Source organism: Streptomyces sp. CB02009, assembly GCF_001905825.1.
Taxonomy (GTDB): Bacteria; Actinomycetota; Actinomycetes; order Streptomycetales; family Streptomycetaceae; genus Streptomyces.
Genome location: NZ_LIVV01000001.1, coordinates 1,134,626 through 1,156,442 on the forward strand (window position 1 = coordinate 1,134,626; position 21,817 = coordinate 1,156,442).

At 70.3% G+C, this 21,817-nt stretch carries 20 protein-coding genes and 2 pseudogenes; 7 read left to right on the forward strand and 15 right to left on the reverse strand.

What is annotated here, in order from left to right:
• The first annotated feature begins 50 nt into the window (after nucleotides 1–50).
• Nucleotides 51–563, forward strand: a complete 513-nt coding sequence (locus tag AMK27_RS05055) for a hypothetical protein (protein WP_073902774.1) — start codon at nucleotides 51–53, stop codon at nucleotides 561–563.
• 120 nt (nucleotides 564–683) lie between these two features.
• Here the strand turns inward: AMK27_RS05055 and AMK27_RS05060 are convergent, their stop codons facing one another.
• From AMK27_RS05060 to AMK27_RS05075, 4 genes are all read right to left on the reverse strand, one after another.
• Nucleotides 684–1,493: a polysaccharide deacetylase family protein gene (locus AMK27_RS05060; protein ID WP_073902775.1), complete on the reverse strand. Its 810-nt coding sequence runs from the start codon at nucleotides 1,491–1,493 to the stop codon at nucleotides 684–686.
• Nucleotides 1,494–1,727: 234 nt separating this feature from the next.
• Nucleotides 1,728–2,570, reverse strand: a complete 843-nt coding sequence (locus AMK27_RS05065) for a pyridoxamine 5'-phosphate oxidase family protein (protein WP_073902776.1) — start codon at nucleotides 2,568–2,570, stop codon at nucleotides 1,728–1,730.
• Entirely contained in the window at nucleotides 2,567–3,661 is a 1,095-nt protein-coding gene (locus tag AMK27_RS05070) for a globin domain-containing protein (RefSeq protein ID WP_376308621.1), read from the reverse strand. The genes AMK27_RS05065 and AMK27_RS05070 overlap by 4 nt, the downstream gene beginning before the upstream one ends.
• A gap of 684 nt (nucleotides 3,662–4,345) precedes the next feature.
• Nucleotides 4,346–5,104 (reverse strand): phosphotransferase family protein, encoded by a 759-nt coding sequence (locus tag AMK27_RS05075; protein ID WP_073902778.1) that lies wholly within the window; start codon nucleotides 5,102–5,104, stop codon nucleotides 4,346–4,348.
• Nucleotides 5,105–5,220: 116 nt separating this feature from the next.
• Here AMK27_RS05075 and AMK27_RS05080 point away from each other — a divergent pair, with 116 nt between their 5' ends.
• Nucleotides 5,221–5,814 carry a DinB family protein gene (locus AMK27_RS05080; protein ID WP_073902779.1) on the forward strand — a complete coding sequence of 198 codons (594 nt, stop codon included), beginning with the start codon at nucleotides 5,221–5,223 and terminating at the stop codon, nucleotides 5,812–5,814.
• 61 nt (nucleotides 5,815–5,875) lie between these two features.
• On the opposite strand, the pseudogene AMK27_RS05085 reads toward AMK27_RS05080, so the two are convergent.
• The 3 genes and pseudogenes from AMK27_RS05085 to AMK27_RS05095 form a co-directional block, all read right to left on the reverse strand.
• Nucleotides 5,876–6,859, reverse strand: a pseudogene (locus AMK27_RS05085) (phosphotransferase family protein).
• Nucleotides 6,860–7,203: 344 nt separating this feature from the next.
• Nucleotides 7,204–9,900, reverse strand: coding sequence for a class III lanthionine synthetase LanKC (gene lanKC, locus AMK27_RS05090; RefSeq protein ID WP_073902780.1), 2,697 nt, complete (start codon nucleotides 9,898–9,900; stop codon nucleotides 7,204–7,206).
• Nucleotides 9,901–10,120: 220 nt separating this feature from the next.
• Nucleotides 10,121–10,894, reverse strand: coding sequence for a glycosyltransferase family 2 protein (locus AMK27_RS05095; RefSeq protein ID WP_073902781.1), 774 nt, complete (start codon nucleotides 10,892–10,894; stop codon nucleotides 10,121–10,123).
• A gap of 164 nt (nucleotides 10,895–11,058) precedes the next feature.
• On the opposite strand from AMK27_RS05095, the gene AMK27_RS05100 reads away from it, so the two are divergent.
• Nucleotides 11,059–11,352 carry a hypothetical protein gene (locus tag AMK27_RS05100; protein ID WP_073902782.1) on the forward strand — a complete coding sequence of 98 codons (294 nt, stop codon included), beginning with the start codon at nucleotides 11,059–11,061 and terminating at the stop codon, nucleotides 11,350–11,352.
• 138 nt (nucleotides 11,353–11,490) lie between these two features.
• On the opposite strand, the gene AMK27_RS05105 is transcribed toward AMK27_RS05100, so the two are convergent.
• Nucleotides 11,491–12,846 carry an outer membrane protein assembly factor BamB family protein gene (locus AMK27_RS05105; protein WP_073902783.1) on the reverse strand — a complete coding sequence of 452 codons (1,356 nt, stop codon included), beginning with the start codon at nucleotides 12,844–12,846 and terminating at the stop codon, nucleotides 11,491–11,493.
• Between the two features lie 463 nt (nucleotides 12,847–13,309).
• Here AMK27_RS05105 and AMK27_RS43440 point away from each other — a divergent pair, with 463 nt between their 5' ends.
• On the forward strand, nucleotides 13,310–13,663 hold the full coding sequence (locus tag AMK27_RS43440) for a hypothetical protein (RefSeq protein ID WP_073902785.1): 354 nt from the start codon (nucleotides 13,310–13,312) through the stop codon (nucleotides 13,661–13,663).
• Between the two features lie 413 nt (nucleotides 13,664–14,076).
• On the forward strand, nucleotides 14,077–14,247 hold the full coding sequence (locus tag AMK27_RS05120) for a hypothetical protein (RefSeq protein ID WP_274535737.1): 171 nt from the start codon (nucleotides 14,077–14,079) through the stop codon (nucleotides 14,245–14,247).
• Nucleotides 14,248–14,304: 57 nt separating this feature from the next.
• On the opposite strand, the pseudogene AMK27_RS05125 reads toward AMK27_RS05120, so the two are convergent.
• The 4 genes and pseudogenes from AMK27_RS05125 to AMK27_RS05140 form a co-directional block, all read right to left on the reverse strand.
• A pseudogene (locus AMK27_RS05125) lies at nucleotides 14,305–14,520 on the reverse strand (transposase); the annotation flags it as partial.
• Nucleotides 14,521–14,551: 31 nt separating this feature from the next.
• Nucleotides 14,552–15,136 (reverse strand): S1 RNA-binding domain-containing protein, encoded by a 585-nt coding sequence (locus AMK27_RS05130; protein ID WP_073902786.1) that lies wholly within the window; start codon nucleotides 15,134–15,136, stop codon nucleotides 14,552–14,554.
• Between the two features lie 524 nt (nucleotides 15,137–15,660).
• Nucleotides 15,661–16,128 (reverse strand): SUKH-3 domain-containing protein, encoded by a 468-nt coding sequence (locus tag AMK27_RS05135; protein WP_073902787.1) that lies wholly within the window; start codon nucleotides 16,126–16,128, stop codon nucleotides 15,661–15,663.
• 228 nt (nucleotides 16,129–16,356) lie between these two features.
• The gene (locus AMK27_RS05140; protein ID WP_073903972.1) at nucleotides 16,357–17,088 is read right to left on the reverse strand and encodes an ATP-grasp domain-containing protein; all 732 of its coding nucleotides are present in this window, start codon (nucleotides 17,086–17,088) and stop codon (nucleotides 16,357–16,359) included.
• A 286-nt stretch (nucleotides 17,089–17,374) separates the two neighbouring features.
• On the opposite strand from AMK27_RS05140, the gene AMK27_RS05145 reads away from it, so the two are divergent.
• Both AMK27_RS05145 and AMK27_RS05150 read left to right on the forward strand, forming a co-directional pair.
• Nucleotides 17,375–17,848, forward strand: a complete 474-nt coding sequence (locus AMK27_RS05145; RefSeq protein WP_073902788.1) for a YxiG-like protein — start codon at nucleotides 17,375–17,377, stop codon at nucleotides 17,846–17,848.
• A gap of 389 nt (nucleotides 17,849–18,237) precedes the next feature.
• The gene (locus AMK27_RS05150; protein ID WP_241847306.1) at nucleotides 18,238–18,894 is read left to right on the forward strand and encodes a hypothetical protein; all 657 of its coding nucleotides are present in this window, start codon (nucleotides 18,238–18,240) and stop codon (nucleotides 18,892–18,894) included.
• Here AMK27_RS05150 and AMK27_RS05155 read toward each other — a convergent pair.
• From AMK27_RS05155 to AMK27_RS05165, 3 genes are all read right to left on the reverse strand, one after another.
• Nucleotides 18,876–19,769 carry an alpha/beta fold hydrolase gene (locus AMK27_RS05155; RefSeq protein ID WP_073902790.1) on the reverse strand — a complete coding sequence of 298 codons (894 nt, stop codon included), beginning with the start codon at nucleotides 19,767–19,769 and terminating at the stop codon, nucleotides 18,876–18,878. The two genes, AMK27_RS05150 and AMK27_RS05155, sit on opposite strands and share 19 nt — an antisense overlap.
• Before the next feature lie 139 nt (nucleotides 19,770–19,908).
• Nucleotides 19,909–20,616 (reverse strand): hypothetical protein, encoded by a 708-nt coding sequence (locus AMK27_RS05160; protein WP_073902791.1) that lies wholly within the window; start codon nucleotides 20,614–20,616, stop codon nucleotides 19,909–19,911.
• A 229-nt stretch (nucleotides 20,617–20,845) separates the two neighbouring features.
• On the reverse strand, nucleotides 20,846–21,703 hold the full coding sequence (locus tag AMK27_RS05165) for a LysR family transcriptional regulator (protein WP_241847307.1): 858 nt from the start codon (nucleotides 21,701–21,703) through the stop codon (nucleotides 20,846–20,848).
• Nucleotides 21,704–21,817 lie beyond the last annotated feature (114 nt).

Consider the following 21,817-nt stretch of genomic DNA (forward strand, 5'->3'; position numbering starts at 1 on the left):
TCGGGTTGTACGGGTTTTGTGGAGCCGAGTAGGCCGCTTACCGTTCGGCTGTGAGCAGCTCTTTTCAGACGATCGTCGACCTGGACGCGACCGCCGAGGACGCCGTCGCGCACGGGGCGCGGGTGGCGGCGTGGCTGGTGGGCGAGGGAATCGTGAGGCTGCCGGATCACGATCCGGGGCCGCGGTGGGACCGCGCGACCGGGTTTCAGGAGGCGCTCGGGAGCGAGGGGCTGGCCGTTGTCACGGGGCGTACGGTGTTCTTCTCGCCGCAGCACACCGGGCCGCCGGTCTGTCCGTACTGCGCGGTGGCATTCGGTGATGAGCACCGTGAGGCGTTCTCGCCGGCCATGGACGCATGGTGGAACACCGGCTGCGCCGAAGTGCCGTGCCCAGGGTGCGGACGGGTGGTGCCGCTGGCCGCATGGGAATGGGCCGGCGACGGGCTCGCTTTCGCGTACCTGGGGTTCGAGTTCCGGAACGGGCCCGCGCTGCTGCCGGAGTTCGTTGCGCAGCTGGGCCGGGTGATCGGGCACCGGACGCGGTTCGTGCGGGGAAGGATCTAGCCGCCCTCGCCGAAGAGGTCTGGCCCCCGTGAGGATCTTGGAGCGATGGAGATCTCCGGACCGGCTCTCATACCGGACACGGCCAGGTCGAAGGAGATCTCCAGCGCGAGCCGCCCGACCTCAGGGAGCCGTTCGCACGGGGAAGCTGAAGGGGCGTCCCTGTTCCTTCAGCCACGGCAGAACCTGCTTGAGGGCCTCGACGGTCTGGGCGCGATCGCCGCCTCCGTCGTGGAACAGGATCGTCGGCCCGTTGGACAGCTCGTGCTTGACCGTGCCGACGATGGCCCCCGTACCGGGCTTCTCGAAGTCCTTGGTGTCCACGTTCCACCCCAGCGGCCGCATCCCCGCCTCGGCGGCGATACGCCGGCTGTCGGGGGTGAACGCGCCGCCCGGCGCCCGGTAGTACTCCACCTTGGCGCCCCCGGCGGCGTCCTCGATCATCCGCTTCGCGTCGAGGATCTGCTGCTTCTGATACGCGACGGACTTCTTGTCCATCGCCGTGTCGTGCGACGTGGTGTGGTCGCACAGGCGGTGCCCGTCCGCGACCACCCTCTTGACCAGCTCGGGGAACTCCTTCGCCCGCGGTCCGACCATGCAGAACACCGCCTTGACGTTGTGCTGCTTGAGGACGTCGAGCACCTGGGGCGTCCACTGCGGGTCGGGCCCGTCGTCGATGGTGATGTTCACGGCCTTCCCACCCGCCTCGGCGGCATGGGCGATCCCCTGGGGCATCCTCACCTTCGACACCGGCGGCGGACCGGACTCCGGCCCCTTGGTCCGTTCCTCAGGCCCGGCCCCCTGCGAGCCCGCTCCCGTCCGCGCGGCGGCCTCGGTGTTGGTCAGCGCGGTGGCGCCCCACGCCGCCAGGCTGATCGCGACCGCCGAAGCCGCCACGGCTATGTGTGCGGTGTACTTGCCCTTCAGCCCCATGTCCTGCCACTCCTCGCCCGTTCTCTACGCTCTCCCGGATAAGGGGACGGTAGACACGGCCGGAAGGTTTCACCCGATCGGGTCCCAAGAACGGAAACGTGCAGCGTGAGGGGCTCAGGCGACGTCTCAGGCGGGAGTTGGGAGAGGGACTGGGCAGTGCCTCCGGCACGGACTCGGACTCGGACTCGGGGGTCGGAGTCGGACTCGGCTTCGAAATCGGACTGGGACTTGGCCTCAGACCGAGGTGCTTCTGCGGAACCAGCCGCTGAACGGCTGCGCCCCCACGGTGGATTCCACCCCGGAGCCGTTGCCGGAGCCTTCGCCCAAGGAGTACCGCTCTGCCCTCTCCAGTACCCTCTCCGCCTCCGCCCGCCACGTCGCCGCATCCGCGTCCGGGCGGGGCGGCGGCAGGAACGGACCGCGCTCCGGTGCCTCGTCGGCCGCTCCGAAGAAGTCGCCGCCCTTGCGCTTGACGTCGTCCGTTCCCCACGAGCGGCCGTGGCCGCGCGCCGGGACCTTCTGCAGGTGGGGGATGTGCTTGGCGCAGTGGATGTACGCCTCCTCGACGGTGATCACCACCCACACCAGCGCCCTTCGGCCGGGCACCTGGTCGGCCGGGAGCCAGGGGTGGGCGCGACGCATCGCGTCGTCGGCCACGCTCCTGGCCCGGCCGTTGACGTGGAGCCCGATGCGGTCCTGGAGGAAGTCGACCATGAGAATGCCGACCTGCGGGTTCTCCTCGATGTTGCCGAGGCTGGCGTGGACGCCGTTGCCCCGGTACTCGGGGTAGGCGAGCGTCTCGTCGTCCAGGACGTGGAGGAAGCCGGGCGGGCCCGCGCGGAAGGTGTTGTCGCAGCCGCCGTGCCGGTCGGCGGTGGCCAGGAAGAACATCTCCTGCCGGTTCACGAACTCCCGCATCCGGGAGTTCAGCCGGTCGAGGACCTGGTCGCCGTAGAAACGATCCGCGCGCTCCGTGGTGCCCATGCGCTGCTGGACCAGGTGTTCGCCGTCACTGCCCGGGCGGGTGGTGCGCAGGGTCGTCGTCCCCTGCTGCCCGGCGTGTTCGAAAGTACTCACGTCGTTGCCCCGACCAGTTCCTCGATGGAGTCGTGCCGTATGCGGTGGGTGGGGATGCCGATGCCCACGAGGGTGTCGAGGCTGCTCCGGACCATTCCGGGCGGCCCGGACAGATAGGCGTCGTGCGTGTGCCACGGGCCGAACTCGCGTACGGCCTGCGGGATGCCGCCGGACAGCAGGCCGACAGGACCGTCGTCGACGACCGGGCGCACCGAGAGCCAGGGGTGCGACTGCTGCAGGCGGAGCATCGTGTCGATGTCGTAGAGGCCGTTGTTCCGGCGAGCGCCGTAGAACACGTCGACGGAGCGCCGACGGCCGTGCTGAGCGACGTCCTCCACCAGCGCCTTGATCGGCGCGATGCCGGTCCCGCCGCCGAGACACAGCAACCCGCTGTCACTGGTGTGGTCCACGGTCATGGAACCGGCGGGAGGACCGAGCCGGATGACGTCCCCGGTACGGGCACGGTGGACGAGGGCGTTGGACACCCAGCCCGCCGGTACGGCCTTGACGTGGAAGGAGAGGAGCCCGTCGGAACGGGGAGCGGACGCGAAGGAGTAGTGCCGCCAGACCCGCGGCCACCAGGGCGTCTCCAGGGTCGTGTACTGCCCGGCGAGGAAGGGATACGGCCCGTCGGGCCGGACCGTGACGATCGCGACGTCCTTCGTGCGCATGACATGGGCGACGACCTCCGCCTGCCACCAGGCCGGCGCCCGGAGCTCGTCCTCGGTCGCCGCGTCGATCATGATCTGGGAGATCGTGGTGTACGCGCCCACCCAGGCGGCCTCGGTCCGCGGCCCCCAGGTCTCCGGGGCGTGGCGGGCGAGCGCCCCGATCAGGGCTTCGCCGACGGCCGGATAGTGCTCGGGGAGGGTGCCGTACTTCCGGTGCCCGCGGCCGAGATGGGTCAGATAGGTGGTGAGGGTGACGGGGTCGTCCGCGTGGGTCGCGGCGGTGAGCAGCGCTTTGAACAGCCGGTCGCGCTGGGCGTCCATCGCGGCGGGGAAGAGGTCCCGCAGGGCGGGGTGGCGGAGGAAGAGCAGCGCGTAGAAGTACGAGGTGACCCGGTCGGCGATCGGCTCGATCTCGGCCATCGTGCGCTGCAGCAGCTCTGTGGCGGACGGAACCGAGGCCCCTGCTCCTGCCCCTGTCCTTGCCGCTGCCGCTGCCGCTGCCGCTGCCGCTGCCGCCGTTGTCGGGGGCGGCGTCGGGGCTGGTCGGGGCGCCGCCGGGCGCGCGGGCTGCGGGGCCGACCGGCCGGCCGTCGGATGCGAGGGCGTCTGGGGCCCGCGCGCTCCCGCCGTGCCGTGCCCGAACCAGCCTCCGCCCTGACCGCCGGCAGCAGCGGCACCGGAGCCGTAGCCGTCGGCCGACGGGGTGGTCGGAGCTTCCATCGGTCTGCCTCGCCTCGAACGTCTTTGGTCGGTCTTCGTCCCCGGGGTCTGCATGTGCCCCGATTTCTTGCCGCCCACGGCGTACGACGATTACTCGGACAGGTGAGCGGGCCCGACCATACCCCGCCCGCAGGAATTCCGGGGATTCCCTCCAGAACCCCGTCGGAGAAGCCATTTTGGCTGGTCAGGGGCTGGTTACTATTGAGTTGGAAGGGCCTGAAAGTGTTTCAGGTGAGCCATGTTCGAGGAATTCGCCGACTGAAAACTCACGCGGTGACCAGAACTTCTCCACATCTGTGCCGACCTGATCGTCTCGGTAAGCGGCTGGTGAGACGCTCAGAGCAGGCCGACGCCGCAGCGGGTCGAAGTCGTACCCGCGCGGCCTCACATCCGGGATCGCAGGACGTCGACCTCGCAGCCCGGAGCGAACGGGTCGAAGCCGTGCTCGGCCAGCCAGCGGACTGCCAGCAGGCTTCGCAACGACCACCACCCGTGGATCACGTCGAGGTCGATGTCGATGTCGACATCGGCGCCGTATCCGGCGAGGACGTCGTCGAGGTGCTCCTCGTGTCCGAGCGTGAAGGTGGCGAGGTCGTACAGAGCGTCGCCCCGGCCTGCCTCCGACCAGTCGATGATGCCCGTCACCTCGTCGCCGTCGACGAAGACGTGCGCGATCTGCAGGTCTCCGTGCGTGAACGCGGGCGTCCACGGCCGGAGCGCGGCCTCGGCGACCTGGCGGTTGCGGGTGACCAGGTCGGTGGGCAGGAGGCCGTTCGACACGAGCAGCGTGCACTCGTCGTCGAGTTCCGCCGCCAACGCGACGAGGCTCCGGCCGGCACGACCGGGGCGGGGCGGCAGCGGTGCGTCGTGCAGTTTCCGGATCGCGGCGCCCGCCGCGGCCCATCCCGCCGACGATCCGGTCGACGGCCCGCCGAGGCGCCCGAGCGTGGTCCCCGGGACCGCGGCGATCGCGAGCACGGACGGCTTGCGCCACAGCACCTCCGGGGTCGGGACCGGCGCGAGGGACATCGCCTCGACCTCGACGTCGATACGGGCCTGATCGGCGTCCACCTTCAGGAACACGTCGCCGACACGCAGGGTCGCGCGCGCGGAATGGGCGACGACCACGGTGACCTCATCCATGGGCGACCAGTATTCCGGAGGTGATCGCCGACGTCGCCGGATTTGTCGCCTGCGGTGGAGGGGGAGCACGTACAGGATCTTGAGAGCGCGGGCAGCCCGTGGCAGGGTCATGTCGCATGATCGACGACTTCGCGAAGGACAACCTGCACGGGAGACTGCGGCGGGACCGCACGTCGCTGCTCTGGAAACTCGACGGCCTGTCCGAGTACGACGTCCGGCGGCCGGTGACGGCGACCGGAACCAATCTCCTCGGCCTGGTCAAGCATCTGGCCACCGTCGAAGCCAGGTACTTCGGCGAGGTCTTCGCCCGCCCCTCCCCGGAACCGCTGCCCCGGTGGCAGGACTCCGACGGCAGCGACCTGTGGGCGACCGAGGACGAGACCCGCGACCAGATCGTCGGGTACTACCGGCGCACGTGGGAACACTCGGACGCGACCATCGACGAGCTTTCCCTCGACGCCCCCGGCCACGTGCCCTGGTGGCCGGAGCCCCATGCCGACACGAACCTGTTCGCCGTCCTGGTCCACGTCCTCGGTGAGACGGTCCGGCATGCCGGGCACGCCGACATCCTGCGCGAGAGCCTCGACGGCCGGACCGGGATGCGCCCCGAGTTCGAGCAGCCGATCGACGAGGAAGCGCGCGCGGCCCATCGCGCGAAGATCGAGCAGGCCGCCAGGTCGGCCGCACAGAGGTCGTCTCGCGTGGGGTGACGTCACGTGACGTGACCGGAGCTCCCCCAGCACTCGCCGCACGAACTACGGCTACGAAGCGTCAGGCATAGCGATGGAAGAGGGATTCGATGTATCCCTCCAGCCTTTGCGTCAGGACACCGGCTGTCAGATCGACGCGGCCCAGCTCACGCCACGGGACCGCGACCTTCTCCGCGTCGGGAGCGAAACCCAGTACGTCCAGCAGCCGCCACTAGAGATGGGCCGAGCGATCCTCGGACAGGACGCCTCCGGCAGCCACGTAGCGATCCGCGAACCGCATGCCTGCGGGAACCCCGTGCAGCAGGGCGAGAGCCGTCGAGCAATGAGCCACGTCCAGGTCGGCCGGCCCCCACGAGGTCTCCACCCAGTCGACGACCCCGCTGATCCGAAGATCGCCACCGGTGTCCGTGAAGAGGACGTTGCCGGGATGGAAGTCCCGGTGCAGGAAACAGCCTTGATGGTCCGGGGGCTCCTGGCGGATGACGTCGACAGCCCGCTCCCAGAGAGCGGGCCGCTCGGTGGCCGCGGGGATGGTCACCCGTTCGGGAGAGGCCCAGGCCTGGTAGGCGCGAGGCCGTTGCTCAGCTGTCACCGGCAGCCGGTGAATGCGTACGAGCTGTCGCGGCAGCAGTTCGGCGCGGTCATCAGCGCCCTCGTCGTCCAGGCGTACGGTCCCCGGCAAGAGGGACATCGGCAAGGAGGGGTGATCGCAGTGCTGCGCCGTCGCGTCCACCGCCGCCAGGGTGGCCGCGGGCACGTCCGTGGCACCCTGCAGGCGCAGGATGGTCGCCTCTCTGGTCAGCAGACCCTCCGCGTGCCGGACGAAGAAGGGCTTGACGAAGGATCGCAGGACGAGGGAGCGCCGACCGCCCGGACCGTGGAGATCCAGACGGCGCATCTCCGACGTCCAGCCGCCGCGCAGCCGTACGACCCTCTCGATGTGCTCTGCCTCGGACAGTCCCTTCTCGACCCAGGAGCGCGTCGCACCCCAACTCCGACTGTCACGATCCGCGCCGATGCCCTCGATTCCGTCACTCCACCCCATGGAGGCAGGCTATCCACCGCTGGATGTGTGACGCCTGGGGTGATGTCGCTGAGGGCGGAGGCGAGTTGCCGGGGCAGGCGGCAGCGCCGCCTGCCCCGGCCGTTCGCGGGTTCCGGCCGGCTACATCGGCTCGGGGAAGATGTCGCTGATGCTCCAGGCGACGCTGAAGCAGGGCGGGAGGTAGGACTCCTCCGGCTCGGTGTCCAGGGCCTGGAGCGCGAGGATCTGGCTCATGATGCTCTCCACTTCTCTCGGGGTGTGTCGGTCGGTGACTGCGTACCTCGGCACGAGCGGAGTCGTCCGCCGCCGTGCCCAGGTGCTCGTGGGGCGCCTGCACGGCGCCGTCAGGGGACCGCGGGGATCCGGGGACGCGCGTGGTGGGGCTCCGTCAGGAGCGGTCCGGCCAGCAGACGGTGAAGGGCCAGCAGGACTCCGGCTCCGCCACTGGACACATCGGCGGTGAACCGCTGCGAACCCGCGCCGAGGAAGCGGACACCGTGCCGGTACGGGACGGCGTACTTCACCAGACCGGTCGCGGCGCGCAGCGCGTCCTCGCGGGCGGCGTCCGTGCCGGTGAGCTCGGCGTGCCCGGTCAGGAACCAGCTCAGTCCGGCCAGGCCCCGGTACAGGCCGGCCTCCTTCGTCGCGCAGGAGACCCGGACGCCGGCCACCAGCTTCGGCAGCGCCGCGGCGCAGCGTTCGTCCGGTGCGGTGTCCACGTAGCGGGTGGCCACGTAACGGGTGAGCACGGCCGCGACGCCCGCCGCGCCCGTGGCCAGGTACGGCATGGCGCGCGTGAGCTGCGCGTTGTCGGAGACGGACAGGGAGCCGTCGTCCAGCGGGAACGTGCGGTCCAGCTCCTCGTGGAGCAGCCGGCGGCCCGCCTCCCGATAGCGGGCCTCGCCGGTGTCGCATGCCAGGCGGTGCAGGAACAGAGCGAGGCCCGAACGACCGTGCAGCAGGCCACGGGCGTCGTGCTCGCCGAGGGTGGGCCGCAGGTCGGGGATGCGCAGCAGGCGCTCCCCGGCCGCGGCGGCCCGCTCCAGGTGGCCACCGTCCCCGGTCAGCCGGTGCAGGGCGAGCCAGCCCAGGCCGACCCCGGCCCGCCCGCCGGCCAGCGTGCTGCACGAGGTGGTCAGCGCGTGGTCGTCGGCGCCCCGGAGCAGGTCGGCGGCCTCGTCCAGCAGGCCGAGGTCGGCCAGTACCCGGGCGATGCCGGCCGAGCCGACGAGCAGTCCTGGGGGCAGCGCGTCGCGCTGCGCCAGCGTGTCCCGGCGCAGCCGTTCGCGGATCTCCTCCGGCACCGCGGCTCCGGCACGGTGCAGGGCGTGCACCACTCCGGCCGTGCCGTACGCGACGCACACGTTGTTGGTACGGAACGCCTCGGGCGACGGCGGGAAGGCCCACTCGGGCCGGTCGGCGTCAGCCATCTCCAGCAGCCCTGCGGCCACCTTCTCGGACAGCCGGGTGAGGCAGCCGCGCGGATCGCTGTCCAGCTCGGCGGGGGAGGGGGCGAAGTCGGAAACGCCGTGGCCCTGGGCTCGGCCCTGCGGCGGGCCATGCGTACGGCCCCGGCCCCGTGCCCTGTGTTGCGGCCGGCCCTGTGGAAGGAACGGCTCCTGGGCCCGCTCCTCCGCCAGGAGGAAGGCCGTGGCCCGCTGCCACAGGTCCGGCGGCGGCGCCGCGTCCGCCAGGTCGCGGCGCAGGAGCGCGAGGTTGGCGGGGGCGTGCTCGGCTGTTTCGTTGAACGGTGCCAGGAGTGCGAACGCGACCGCCGACAGGCCGTACCGGTCCTGGATCAGCGGATCGAACGCGGCCCGGAGCAGGCCGGGCGGCGGAGTGAACCCCGGGGTGCCGATACCGGACGGTGCGGAGGACAGGGCCGAGGCCGCCTCGAAGTCCACCAGCCGGACCCCGCCCGACGGCGTGACCATGACATTGCCGAGGCTGAGGTCGCCGAACCGGTAGCCGGCGGCGTGCAGCCGCTTCAGCGAGGCGTCCAACGCGGCCAGCAGGCGCCGGCACACCTCGTAGTACACGGCGACGGACTCGGTCGTGCGGTCGGCGCGAGCCAGGGGGGAGGACCGGCTCAGCCAGCTCACCAGCGGCTGCCCGGCGACGTACTCGGTGACGAGGAAGTCGTGCTCCCACTCCGTGAAGTGGTCCAGCGGCTCCGGGCCCACCCCGGGGGCCGCCGCATGCAGCTCGCGCAGCACGCCGTACTCGTGCCGCAGCCGCTGCTGGGCGTCGGTCCCGTCGAAGACCAGGCCGTTGTGGGCACGGGCCTCCTTGAGGAAGACGGTGCGGCCGGTACGCCGGTCCCGGGCCTGGTACGTACCGCCGGCGTTGCTGAGGCGTACCGCGCGGGTCACCTCGTAGTCGCGGATCAGGATCGGGCCCTCGTGCGGCTTCTCCTCGTCCTCGGCGAAGGGGTCCGCGATGCCCGCGGGCAGGTGGAAGGCGGGCAGCCGCAGATCCACGACCTCACGACCGGATCCGTCGAGGACCAGCCCCTCGCGGGTGCCGTCGGGGCGCAGCCGGCTGCGGGCGCCGAACGAGCCGTAGCGGTAGTGGACCGTCTGCGAGTCGCGAAAGCGCCGGTCGGTGAGGACGTACGGCCCTTCCTCGCCGTCGAGCGCGTCGCGCAAGCGCGCCAACAGCCGACGGGCGGTCGCCGTGTCCGGCGGGTAGACGGCGCAGAACTTGCCCGCCTGGGCCCGTGAGGCGTGCTTGTGATGGAGGAAGAGGAAGAAGAGCCGGGCGCTCAGGTGCTTGAACGGCACGCCTTCGGAGAAGCAGATCCCGGCGACCGTGTCGAGCACATGCTGCGCCCGGTCCAGCCGGGCCGACACGTGGATCTTCCAGCCCTGCTCGGCGAGAGCGGCCCGCGGACCGCCCCAGACCGTCCAGATGCCCTGCCCGACGCCGTGCAGGCCCTGCGGCACCTCGCGGGGAGCGAAGCGCGGCCCGGGGTCGGCCACGCTGGGCAGCGGCAGGTAGTACTCCCGGTCCGCGAGCGCTTCGCCGAAGCCTTCGAGCACGGAATCTCCTCGCAGCGTGGTGAAGGGCGGCCATGACGGCTGCGCCAGACGCTAGGGCGGGAGGGTATGGAAACGGTTCACGGTCGGCATGTGACCGGTATCGGGCGGGATCGGTCGCATGCCGACGATGGCGCCCTTGCCGGGCGAGGGAGGCGGCGAAGAAGTGGGAGAGGAGGCGGTACGCGGAGAAGGGGGCGTTACGCGGAGAAGGGCGAGGCCCTCAGATCCGCGAGTTGCGCAGCGACTGCCACACGGCGCCGGCCAGGGCCCGCGTCGCACGGGGGACCGACAGCCCCTCGTGCTGGCGGTAGAGCTCCCAGTTGTACGGGACGAGCGACAGCTTGTTGGAGGACAGCGAACCCGCCTGGTGGGCCCTGTACACCGCGAGCGGCTCGGTCAGGCCGCGGGCGTCAGCACCGTCCCGCATGATCGACAGCCACAGGGCGTAGTCCTGCCGCTTCCGCATCTCCGGCATCAGCCGTGTGCCGAGGGCGTTGCGGTCGTACATGGCGGTCAGCGCGCCGATGTAGTCGCGTACCAGCATGGCGCGGTAGTCCACGTGCTCGCGCGCCCGGACCACCCGGCCGTTCGGGGTGAAGTCGACGCTCTCGCCGGCGTAGTCGGCATCCATCTTGTAGTACGAGGTGAACGTCAGGGGCGCGTCGCCCGCCGCGGCGAACGCGATCTGCCGCTCCGCCTTCTCCGGAAGCCACAGGTCGTCGCTGTCGAGGAAGGCGATGTAGTCGCCCCGGGCCCGCTCGATGGCGAGGTTGCGCGCCCGGCCGGCGCCGCCCTGGACCGCCGCCGTCTCCGGCTTCACGCGCTCGTCCTGGCGCGCGAACTCCATGAGCAGGTCGAAGGAGTCGTCCGAGGACTTGTCGTCGGTGACCAGCAGCTCCAGGTCGCTGTGGGTCTGCGAGAGCACCGAGCGAACCGATGCGCCGAGCGTCGCCGCCGAGTTGTACACGGGCATGACGACGGACACCAAAGGCACGGCGCTTCTCCTTGTTAGATCAATGACGCTTCCATTCAAGCACTGGAATCGTAGTGGAAGCCGCCACGTGTGTTGTCCCTGGTCAGGAGCGCTGATCACGGTTGCTCGGCAGGGGCTGACCGATGGGTGGGGAAACGTACGGATCGAGAAGGCATGATGCCGCCATGACAGACGAATCGAGGCGCCCTCTCAGCGAGCTTCACGAAGGTGAGACGGTCGAGGCGACGATCACCAGCCATCAGCCGTGGGGGCTCACGGCGCGGCTGAACGGGTACGAGCCCGTGGGCGCCTCGTTGGACGTCATCCGCCGAGGAGGGGAAGCCGGGGTGCGGCGCCTCGCCCAGGAACTGCCGCCGGTGGGGGCGACCGTCGACCTCGTCGTAGGGGAAGTACGCGCGTGGCACCACGAGCCCTGGGTGTGGGTGGATCTCACGGCACCGGGCCACGGCGAAGACTGACTGCGCCCCGAGGGGCCCGACGGGACGGGCATGTGAAGGGGGTGAAAGGTGCATAAGCGAACAGAACGATCTGGTGTCAGGTCGGGGAGTAGTGACGTGAGGGTGACGGGGTGACGGCCACGGCGGTGCCGTCGACGATCAGCGGTGTTCGTAGGACGTGAAGGGCTTGTTCCGCGACTCGTACGACGCGTAGCGGGCGCCGATAAGCCGGCCCTCGTGCTCGAAGAGTGTGTCCACCTCGTCGTCTCCCTCGGGGAAGCGGTGGACTTCGCGCTGCCGGCCCGTGGCGCCGTCGAGCACCCGCAGGCCATACGTGGAACTGGGGTCACCGAAGAAGGGCGTCTCGCGGCGAAAGGTGAGGACCTTGATCTTCCCGTCCTGGGGAATGACGCGGTATCCGGTGTCGCCGTCGAGGCGGTCGTCGTCCACGGTGCCGCCCCAGACCGGATCTCCGGTGGCCAGGTCGAACGCCGTGAGGCGGTGAGGGTCGACACGGCTGTTCCTCACCCGGTGAAGGGGCAGGGCGTAGAGCCTGCTGTCGTCGGCCGCCGCCGTGAGCCGTGCGGAGAACGCGATCTCGCCGTACGGACCGCTGAAACCGATCGGCGGGTTCGGGCGCCCGTTCCTGCTGAAGGAGAAGTAGGCCCCGGAGTCGGAGTCGCCCGAGGCCGAGGCGGCCACGACCACCGGGTCGGCCGAGATGAAGTCCGCACGGGCGTCCCAGGGGACAGCGCTCCGGTTCCCGAGCGGGGCTGACCACAGGAGCGCGCCGCTGGCGGGAGCGAAGGTCGCGACGAAGAGCTCGGCGTCGCTCGGCACCTTGTCACCCAGGAGGTACTCGGTGCCGCCGCACGCGAGGAGGGCGGTGACCTGGCGCTCGGCCATGGCAGTCGTACCCGGCACGCAGCCCTTGGGCAGAGCCGCCTTCCAGCGGGGCCTCCCCGTGCGCACGTCCACGGCCTGCAGGTCGTCCCCTCGAAGGAGCACGGCGATGCCGCTGCCGGCGGACACGGTGAAGGACTGGAGACGCGACGCCCAGGTGTCGAGGGCGGGAAGGCGGGTCTGCCAGATCTCGCGGCCGCTGCTCATGTCGATGGCGACGACATCGGCGCATGCCGTGCCCTTGGCCGGGGCGGAAGTGCCGTCCCCGTCACGGGTGAGGACCAGGACCGAGTTGTCGGCGTCGTCGGCGGCGTGGCAGACCGCCGAGCGGCCGGGCGGTACGTGCCCCCAACTCCGCTTGCCGGTACGGACGTCGTACCCGCGCACCGCGTCGAACCGGCTGTGGACCAGAGTGTCGCCGGACAACCAGGCCCCGTTGCCGTGCTGCTCGGCCTCGCGCTCCGCGGGAGTGTCCCAGGCGACACTCCATTCCTCGGCGTCGGAGGAGCATCCGGCGGTGAGTGCGCACAGGGAGAACAGGAGCGCCACCGTCATGGACAGGGCGCGCCTGCTCCGCCTGCCGGACGGCATCTCGTGCACCAGTGCGGCCATGTCTGCCTCCCCCGTGCGTGTCGCCTCGACGGTCCACAGGACCTCCCGCGTTCCTCGGCGGCGATCATCCTAGGGAGCCGGTTCGCCCGGGCGAAACCTCGCCGGAGGCGGCGTGGGCGGGGCGAAGAACGGACGGGCGCCTCGTCATCGCCAGTCCCTACGGATCAGCATGCGCCTCCTTGTCGGTGGTCCCTCCTAGAGTCAGCCAGGTCCAAGAGGTGGGGGAGGGACATGTGACACGGGTACCTGAGAGTCGACGGACCGGACGCGCCGCTGTGAACGCGCTTCGATCGCTTCTGGAGCGGCACGATCACATCGTGCAGGAGATCGATGGGCAGAACGACTTCGGCGAGGACCTGCATGTCACCTTCAGCGAGAGCGGCCGAACGACTTCGTGGCGTCTGCTCGCAGCTATCTCGGGCGCTACAGGGGCAATCATGCGATTCGTACGCAGCTGGGCGAGATGGCGGACGTCGAGTTCGGCCCTGCTGACGATGTCCTGCACTTCGTCAACGACTGCTTCGAGGATCTGATCTTCTGGCAGCGAAGAGGCGAGGAGTTTGCCACGCTGCTCCGCAGCGACCTCGACTGGGAGCCCCGACGCATCACACCCGACATGCTCCGCTTCGGGGCCCTGGCATCCGAGTTCGATGGAGAAGAGCTGCCCGAGTCTCTCCGGGGCCTGGCCGGTGCCCCGTCGATCGGTGACGTGATCCTCGACATCGCTGAGGCCATGTGGCTAGGGGCATGCTTCAGCACAACCGAGTGGTCTCGTCGGCCGTCGACCGCCCGGCGCACGGGATCGGATCAGTCATGAGGGCGTCCCGGCTTCGTGCGCCCCGGTGCGTCCACCGGCAGGTGGGATGCGCCCGCATGTGCCCGCATGCGCCTTCCGCAGAATGAGGCGCACTCGACACACTCGGCTGGTCTGTCCGTCTGATGGCACCAGGGGGAAGCAGTGGCTCGAACGCAGTCCAAGTGTGGAGCGCTCACGCAGAAGGGGACTCGGTGTCAGCGCCTTGCCATGATCGGAGCATCGAGGTGTGACCGCCACCGTGGTGAGTGGTCCTCGTACGAGGTCCAGAAGCGCAAGGCGAAGAGGAAGTAGAAGCAGCCGGCAACTGGGCGACTGAGCGCAGGGCGTTGGCCGATAGCCGCCGGCCTCTGGAAGGCGGCAGAGGGAAGCCTGCTCGATCGGGGGCCGGTGAGGGGCTGGCCGACGGGCGGCTGGTGATCGTCAAGCAGGTCACCGACGAGGGGGACACGGGTGCCGACGCGAGCACGCGCTTCGCGCGGGAGGTGGCCGGGCTGAGCCTGGCGGGCCGGGCCTCCGGGCCCGCTGTGGCCCCGGCGGTGCTCGCCACGGACCTGCCGTCGCGGGTGATGACCGAGATGTCCTAGTCGATCGCTCCCTTCGGCATCGGCCGCGGCCTGGACCTGCTTGAGGAGACGTTCCCAGGTACCGTCGGCCGACCAGAGGCGGTGGCGTTTATAGACGGTCTTCCATGGACCGAACCGTTCGGGCACGTCACGCCACTGAACCCGGGTCCGCACCCGGTGCAGGACCCCGTCGATCATCTGCCGGTGCTCCCGCCACCCACAACGCCCGTTGCTGGCCGGCAGGAATGGCCGCAGCGGTTCCCACTCGGCATCACTCAGATCACCCCGCCCCATGCTCCATCCCACGGCTGGGGCATACCGGCCGTCACGTGACCGGCACGACACCCTCGCGCCGGGCGACCTTCGGCCTGGAGAGGAGAACCCGGCGAGTCGGCAGGTCGATTTCCGTGACGACGACGGTGACCTTCTCGCCGGCCTCGAAGTCTTCCACCAGACTCACCGCAGGCCGGCCGGGGGCTTCCCTGAAGGGGACCAGCCCGGCGATCCCGTCCCCGAGGCCGACGATGATGCCGAAGGGAAGCACCTTATCCACCGTCCCGCGGAGTTCCTGGCCCACCGCTGTGCGGTCGGCGAATGCCTGGAGGGGGTCGGGCTCCCATGCCCTCAAGGAGAGTCTGGCCTCCGCGTTGTAGGTGTCGAATTGGAGGAACTCGCACGAGACGCGCTGGCCTACGTGAACGACGTCGGTAGGGGCGTCGATGTGCCGCCAGGACAGTTCGGGGATGACGATGAACCCGACACCGGGGAAGAGCGGGTGGGCAGGCCCGTCGTCCAGGGCCACGAACACGCCGAATCGCTCGATCGCCGCAACGGTGCCGGACAGGATGTCGCCGCTGTGCAGGGACGCCAGGAACGCCCAGAGTCCCGGGCTCTCAGACTGCCAATCCATACCTTCACCCTGGCATACGACATCGAGGGCCGACCATGACCTCGACAGACTGAAGCCCCATCGTGCCCCAGTATCCGGAACCATGATCGGCCGGACAGGGCCTAGTTCCACTGCCTGTGCCTCAACGGTGGGGCTGGACGAACTCGGTCAGCCCGGCTGATCGACGAAGTCTGGGTGCTGCGGTGTCCCCGCGTACGGGCCGTTCCTCCCCGCACGGTGGACGTGCGCGACGCAGCAGCATGGCTGACGCGACGTTCAGCGTGCGCTGCTGGCCTCTTTGACGGACGATGAGACCAGAGCCCGCCCGGGAAGCCGTCGCACGTTGCACCGGGCGGGCGCATCCATTCTTCGCGCAGCCTCTGATCCCAGACCGAAGCCAGTCCTTCCGCACTGGCTCGGCAAGCGCCGCAGCACTCCCCGATGGAGACGTCCAGAGCTCGTGAGCACAAGGAGCCCGCCGGGCCAGACCGGCAACCTGCTCCTCCGTCCCAGGAAGGGACCCCTCCAGTGGCAGCCCCCGGCGCTCAGGACGGCTGACCCCCCGGCTCGTACCAGTCATCGATGGTGCGAGGATTCACGCCGAGTACCAGGTTCTCCATGGCCTGCGGCATCGGTCCGAATTCGGCGATCCAGCCCTCGACGAGGTAGATCACGCCCACTTCGTCGATGCCTAGGAAGAACCGGCCCTGGTCGACCTCGCCGAGCGGGTAGAGATGGCGCCCGATCGCTTCGCCCCACTCCATGAACCGTTCCTCGTCGCCCCAGGCGAGTTCGGGGTCCAGCTCGAACGGCGTGCGCGCACAAGTGATCCCGGGGCCGCTGACGTGCACCGTCAAACCGCCGAACTCCTCCAGGAAGGTTTCCGCAGCGGCATGCATGTCGAGGCCGACTGAGGCGAACATGGATCGCCAACGCGCCGTGTCCACCTTCCGCCCAGGCGTCCATCCCGACGCTTCCAACACGTCTTCCACCTCTGCTGACCAGCTGCTCATCTGGGGACGGACTCCTTGGCGGCTACGGGGTGAGAAGTGATCCTCTCAGGGGATGTCGCTGCTGCACAGTTCGGGATCGTGACGTGGGATCGTTCCCGAATCCCCGTCGTGAGGCACGTTCATCCGGGCCGGCCGGCTGCCCTGCGCCCTGCACGAACCACGGCGGACCCGCTCGCGACGGCCGCGCCGTCCGCCGAGCTAGCGGGGTCTGGCAGGAGCACACGTGCTTCAGTGCCGCACGAACGGCAGATCCGCCGGCTGCACGTTCTCGCGCGGCCCCGCTGCTCGCAGCACGACGTCCAGCACGCGCGCCGGGGCGGCCGCGTACGCGTGGGAGAACCACGCCATGTTGGCTTCCACCACGGCCCACCGGTAGCCAGGACGGTAGGTGTCGAGCAGCTGTCCGACGTCCACGACCACGGCACTCGGCAGAGCGGGCTCGGCCGCGGCGACCAAGCGGTCGACGAACGCCGCCAGCTCCGCGGCGATCGGCCCGTGCTTGTCGAGCGGCAGAGGGGCGAGCCGGCCGAACACCGCGTACCGACTGCCCGTGGCGATCTGTCCGTCGAGCAGGAACAGCCGGTACTCGGCAGCGAAGGTCACCACATCGGAGAGCAGCACCGGCGTCGCGGGGTCCAGGTCGCCGGGCAGCCGGGAGCCGTCCGCGTAGACGTCTGCCTCGAAGGACTTGTCCCGCGGCGGCTTCACGAACGTCGGACGCTCGATCGCCCACGCGTCCAGGACCGTGGCGGTACGGACCTCACGCCCGGTGAACTCCTCCGGCAGTTCGGCAAGCCACTCATCCGCCGGCTCGAGCAACGCGAACCCGAGCAGTCCGGCCAGCCGTGCGCCTGCCACCGGCCCTCCGTACCAGTACGCGGGTCCCGTCGCCGCGGATGCCTCCTCCGCGGCGAGGACATCCATTCCCCGCCCCGCCGCCTCGGCGGCGAGCAGCTCCATCGTCGACGTCCACCGCCCAGGCATCACCAGCACGGCCATCCTCCTTCGCTTCGTACAAAGCCGCCAGGCTAGGCCCACTCCCTCCCGGCCGCCTTCGGATTTCCCGGGGGCGGGAGGCCGCAGAACCACTGCACCGCTCTGCGCCGAACACCCGGGCCGTCTGCCGGCACGGGAATGATCGAGGAATCGTCCGGCCGAGCTCTCCGTGGTTGCGGCACGCCGTCGGTTGTCTGCTGTCGCCGTCTGTTGCGGGAGAGCATTCTTCGGCTTGAGGTAGAACGGCGACATGGATTCCGCCGTTTTGCAACAGATGCTGGACGAGGCCTTCGATCACGCCGTCGTGCACCACGGATACACCAACTACATGCGCGACTACGAGGTCATCGTCTACGCGACTGCGGCTCCCGACACGGGTATCCAGCCGGCCTACCTGCGTTACCTCTTCCGGTACTGCGTCGAGGCCCGCTGTGAGACATCCGTTCCGGCCGCGACGTGGCGGGTCTCCCTGGACGACCGTCTTGTCGACTACGAGACCGGCGCTGACCTCGACGGATATGTGTGGGGCGTGAAGTGGCACCTCCTCTATCCGGGGGCCAAGCTTCTGCCCGAGTCAGAGGTGGCCAGACGCTGGTCGCGAGCCGTCGGCATCGACTTCCACGACGTACTCATCGAGTCCAACGCCCACCGGCTCACCCTGGTCTTCTCCGACCTTCAGGTGACCGAAGTCCCCACCGGCTACACCCCGTTCGTCACGGACTGAGGGAGACGGAGTGAGGGGGGACTGGGCCCGGCTGGAGTGAACGGCTCCGCTCAGAGGGCCGTGGCACCCGGGTAGCGGCAGCGGTAGCGCTAGCTGGGGCGGAGTTCGCCGAGTACGCGCTCGTCCGCCCCGCTCCGGCTGTATCGCGTGCCGCGCGCCATGTGCCCTCTCCGTTCGGCGAAGCCCGGGCCACAGCTCTGAGCGATCGGTCCACACGCCCCCCACCGACTCGACCTAGTCGGCGAGCCCTGCTCTCAGGCACCATGACCCGGTTGGGGGTCCCTGGCGGCGCATGCGTCGTCGGGGAACGGTGTTCGGGAACCGGGGGAGTGGCCGTGGGAAGGTTCAGGCGCGGTGGGTCGACGCACGACATGGACGCTCAACGGCGCGTGAGGCGCAGTCCGTTGCTCTTCACCGTGCCGATCGTGCTGCTCGTCCTGCTGACGGCGGTGCTCGGCTGGGAAGCCGTCCGGGCCAACATGTCGGCGGCAGCCCGGGCCGAGTGGCCGTGGCGCCTGCAGTTGCTCGACATGGAGCCGCTCGGCAGCCTGCTCGCGGTCGCGGCCGGTGCGGTCCTCGCGAGGGCTCAGTACGCCCGCACCGTACGGCCTGCGCTCGGCTGGCGCGCCGACTGGACGACCGGGCACCTACGGGGCGGCGTACCCGAATGGCAGGTCGGACTGCTCAACGGCGGCTCCCACACCGTCGTGATCGAGGCCTACGAGTGCCGGGCCCTGCTGCGGGGTGAAGACCCGCAGCACGCCGCTCCGTGGACCGACGTCCAGGGCGTCGCCGAGGTGCTCACCGGCGCCGGGCTCACCGTCGGGGAGGACTTCCAGCTGGTCACCGTCGGGAGATTCCCCCTGGTGGGCACCGGCTCCTACGAGACGACGATGCTCGGAGCCTTCTCCCAACGCTTCGTCGACGAGGTCGAGGCGCTCCACATCCGGGTCCGCGTCAGCGATGTCGTCGGGGACAGCCACGAGCGGACTCTCGACGCCCTGCGCGGCGCGCGCTCCACCGCGTATCAGCGCCCCGCGCCCTGACCGTCCAGCCACCGCAGCACGTCGGGCAGCGCCCACTGAGCGGCGAAATGCCCGGCGTCCGGTACGAGGACGGGCTCGGCACCGGGGATCCGTCCCGCCAGCCAACGGGTGTGCGACACGGGCGAGAAGGCGTCGTCGAGGCCGTGCCACAGCAGCACGGGCGCGGCTACGGAGGCGACGTCGAAGCCCCACGGGCGGACGAAGGCCAGGCAGTCGTCGAGCCAGCCGTGGTGCGAGACCCGCAGCGCCTCCTGGTAGGTGCGCAGCAGTACCGCCCGTACCCGAGGGTCCTCCACGACCGGCAGGTCATGGGGGGAGAGTTCGGCCCGCAGGTCGTCGAGGAGACGCACCGGGTCCCGTCGGATGGCGTCTGCCCGGGCGGCCAGGTCCCGTTCGAGTCCGCCGGGGTCCCGCCCGTCCAGATGGGCGCGGGCCAGACCGTACTCGCGTACGTTGAACGGGGTCATGCCCGCGTACCAGTCCAGACCGGCCGCGTCCGGCGGAGCGAGCCCGACCAGTACGACGGCGGCCCGGACCCGATCCGGTAGCAGCGCCGCGCACGCCAGCGCGTGCGGACCCCCGCCGGACCGGCCGACCACCGCGAACCGCTCGACGCCGAAGGCATCGGCGACGGCCCCCGCGTCGCGGGCCGCATCGGCGACCCGGCGGCCCGGGGAGCGCCGGGACTCCCCGTAGCCGGGACGGTCGTAGGCGAGGAACCGGAAGCCGGGGTGCTGCTCGGCGAGTCCGGGCAGCAGGGTGCCGAGCCGGGTACCGGGCGTCCCGTGGAAGAGGAGCACCGGGGTCCCCGAGGGGTTGCCCCATTCCTCGGCCACCAGCAGGCGGCCGTCGTCGGTGCGCACGGGGAGTCCCATGAGAGGGAGCCTAGGCCGGGAAGGGGGTGGTGCGCATGGCCGTCCGTCAGCCCGAATCTGCGTGTCAGGGGTACGTCAGGGGTACGGAGGTGTGGACCTGGCAGCGGCCGAGCGCGGTCCCGTGCGACAAGACCTGGTGTCAGCAGGCAGGCGCCTGGTACAGGCCGCGGCCGGCGCGGTCGGCCCGAGAGGTGGCGACGAGTCGGTCGAGGGTGCTGCGGACGGTATTGATCGCGCCGGTGGAGGAATCGCGACCAAGTGCCTTCGCGACGTCCCGCGCACGCATCGGGCTGTCCGGCGACTGCGTCAGGACGGCCGCCACCTGCTCGGTGAGGCCCGTGGATCCCTGCGTCGCAGAAGGAGTCTGCTGCGGTGTGGGAGCGACGCGCGGCTTCTTCGCCGAGGGACGTTCCTTGCCCCGGCGAGCGCGGGGCGGCGCCTTCCGCTCACGCGTCGAGCGCGATGCGGTGGCCTTTCGAGGCGCGGGCACCGACCCGGATTCCTCGGACGTCACCGTTTCGGGAGCCGCCTCAACTGCGGCTTCGCTTTCCGTCTGAGCCTGAGCCTGAGCCTGAGCGGGGGCCTGCGGCTGCTCCGGCTCCGACTTCGGCTCCGGATCCGCTTCCTGTACCTGTACTTGTACCTGTTCCTGAACGGCGCGGGGTGCCGGCGTATCTGCCAGCGCCAGCAAAGCCGTCAGCGCGGCGCGGACCGAGAGCACGCGGTCGGAAACCGCCGCCAGTTCCTTCTCGAGATCCTGCTGGAGTTGCTCCAGCTGAGGAAGTTCCGCTTCCAGCGCGGCAGTTGTCGCATCGAAGCTGGGAATGCCGGTACTTGTCGAGGGCATGAATGGCTCCTATGTGATGTGGGCTGGGCAAACAGGGCCAGGATCGCTTGCTGTGCAGGGTACGTCCTTCAGCGGCGTGCAGATGCTGAGACGTCTCATCACAACCCGTTGGAGCAAGGAGTCTTCCCGAGTCTTTGCAATGGCGCGGCAAATAGGGGGAGATAGCGCGTAGCCTGCCTGCGGTCTGCTACGTGTGGACGGGGTATTGCCTGACCGATGTCAGAAGTATTCAGTGGCGGTCGCTGTACGCGGCTGTCGCCATCTCGATGAACGAGCGGATCAACGGGTTGCTGTCTCCCTCGTTCCACACCGCGACGACGCGGCTCGGCGGCATGTCGATCAGCGGCACCACGGCCAGCTCCGCGGGCAAGTCGTGCCCGAGCGGGGCCAGGCCGACCGTGCCGTTCCACAGCACGGCCTGCAGGCACTCATGGACGACGCGTACCACCGGGCCCTCGCGCCGCTCGCCCCCGTTCCAGTACGCCTGCCAGAGCGGGTCGGTTCCGTCCGGGAACTGGAACCAGCGGCGGTCGCCCAGGTCGGCCAGTCGTAGTCGCCCGCGGTCGGCGAGCGGATCATCGGCGCGCAGGACCACGCCCACCGGATCGGTACGCAGCTCCACCACCGTCAACGCGGTCTCGTCGAAGGGAGCCCGCGTCAGGGCGACGTCGACCAGTCCGGCGCGCAGCCCGCAGGTCGGGTCGGTCAGGTCGGTGTCGCGGATGCGGATGTCGACGGTGGGGTGGGTACGACGGTAGGCGGCGGCCAGCCTGGTCGCTCCCGGGTCGGTGCTGTCGCCCAGGATGCCGACAGTGAGCGCCGCGAGGCCGGCCGCCGCGCTCACCCGCACGCGGACGTGGTCGGCCTGATCGAGGAGGGCCCGCGCCTCGTCGAGCAGCACCGCGCCCGCCGGGGTGAGCGAGACGCCGGCGGGCGAGCGGGTGAACAGAAGCGCCCCGAGCTCGGCCTCCAGCTGCTTGATCGCGCGGCTCAGCGGCGGCTGGCTCATGTGCAGTCGGGTGGCGGCCCTGCCGAAGTGAAGTTCCTCGGCGACCGCCACGAAGTAGCGCAGGGTACGTAGCTCCACGCTGCGACGATACCCAAGCGGTATCGACCGTGCGCAAAGGGTCTTGGACAGCCGCAGGGACCGGGCGGTGCACTCGCAGTCCGGGCCGGCCCACTCCCATGGCCGGCCTGCGCA

Excerpts from the sequence above, each read along its gene's own strand:
- AMK27_RS05060 (WP_073902775.1), bottom strand. The coding sequence starts at position 1,493 with ATGGGGCTGAAGGGCAAGTACACCGCACACATAGCCGTGGCGGCTTCG.
- AMK27_RS05070 (WP_376308621.1), bottom strand. The coding sequence starts at position 3,661 with ATGGCCGAGATCGAGCCGATCGCCGACCGGGTCACCTCGTACTTCTAC.
- AMK27_RS05075 (WP_073902778.1), bottom strand. The coding sequence starts at position 5,104 with ATGGATGAGGTCACCGTGGTCGTCGCCCATTCCGCGCGCGCGACCCTG.
- AMK27_RS05080 (WP_073902779.1), top strand. The coding sequence starts at position 5,221 with ATGATCGACGACTTCGCGAAGGACAACCTGCACGGGAGACTGCGGCGG.
- AMK27_RS05100 (WP_073902782.1), top strand. The coding sequence starts at position 11,059 with ATGACAGACGAATCGAGGCGCCCTCTCAGCGAGCTTCACGAAGGTGAG.
- AMK27_RS05105 (WP_073902783.1), bottom strand. The coding sequence starts at position 12,846 with ATGGCCGCACTGGTGCACGAGATGCCGTCCGGCAGGCGGAGCAGGCGC.
- AMK27_RS43440 (WP_073902785.1), top strand. The coding sequence starts at position 13,310 with ATGGCGGACGTCGAGTTCGGCCCTGCTGACGATGTCCTGCACTTCGTC.
- AMK27_RS05130 (WP_073902786.1), bottom strand. The coding sequence starts at position 15,136 with ATGGATTGGCAGTCTGAGAGCCCGGGACTCTGGGCGTTCCTGGCGTCC.
- AMK27_RS05135 (WP_073902787.1), bottom strand. The coding sequence starts at position 16,128 with ATGAGCAGCTGGTCAGCAGAGGTGGAAGACGTGTTGGAAGCGTCGGGA.
- AMK27_RS05140 (WP_073903972.1), bottom strand. The coding sequence starts at position 17,088 with ATGGAGCTGCTCGCCGCCGAGGCGGCGGGGCGGGGAATGGATGTCCTC.
- AMK27_RS05145 (WP_073902788.1), top strand. The coding sequence starts at position 17,375 with ATGGATTCCGCCGTTTTGCAACAGATGCTGGACGAGGCCTTCGATCAC.
- AMK27_RS05155 (WP_073902790.1), bottom strand. The coding sequence starts at position 19,769 with ATGGGACTCCCCGTGCGCACCGACGACGGCCGCCTGCTGGTGGCCGAG.
- AMK27_RS05160 (WP_073902791.1), bottom strand. The coding sequence starts at position 20,616 with ATGCCCTCGACAAGTACCGGCATTCCCAGCTTCGATGCGACAACTGCC.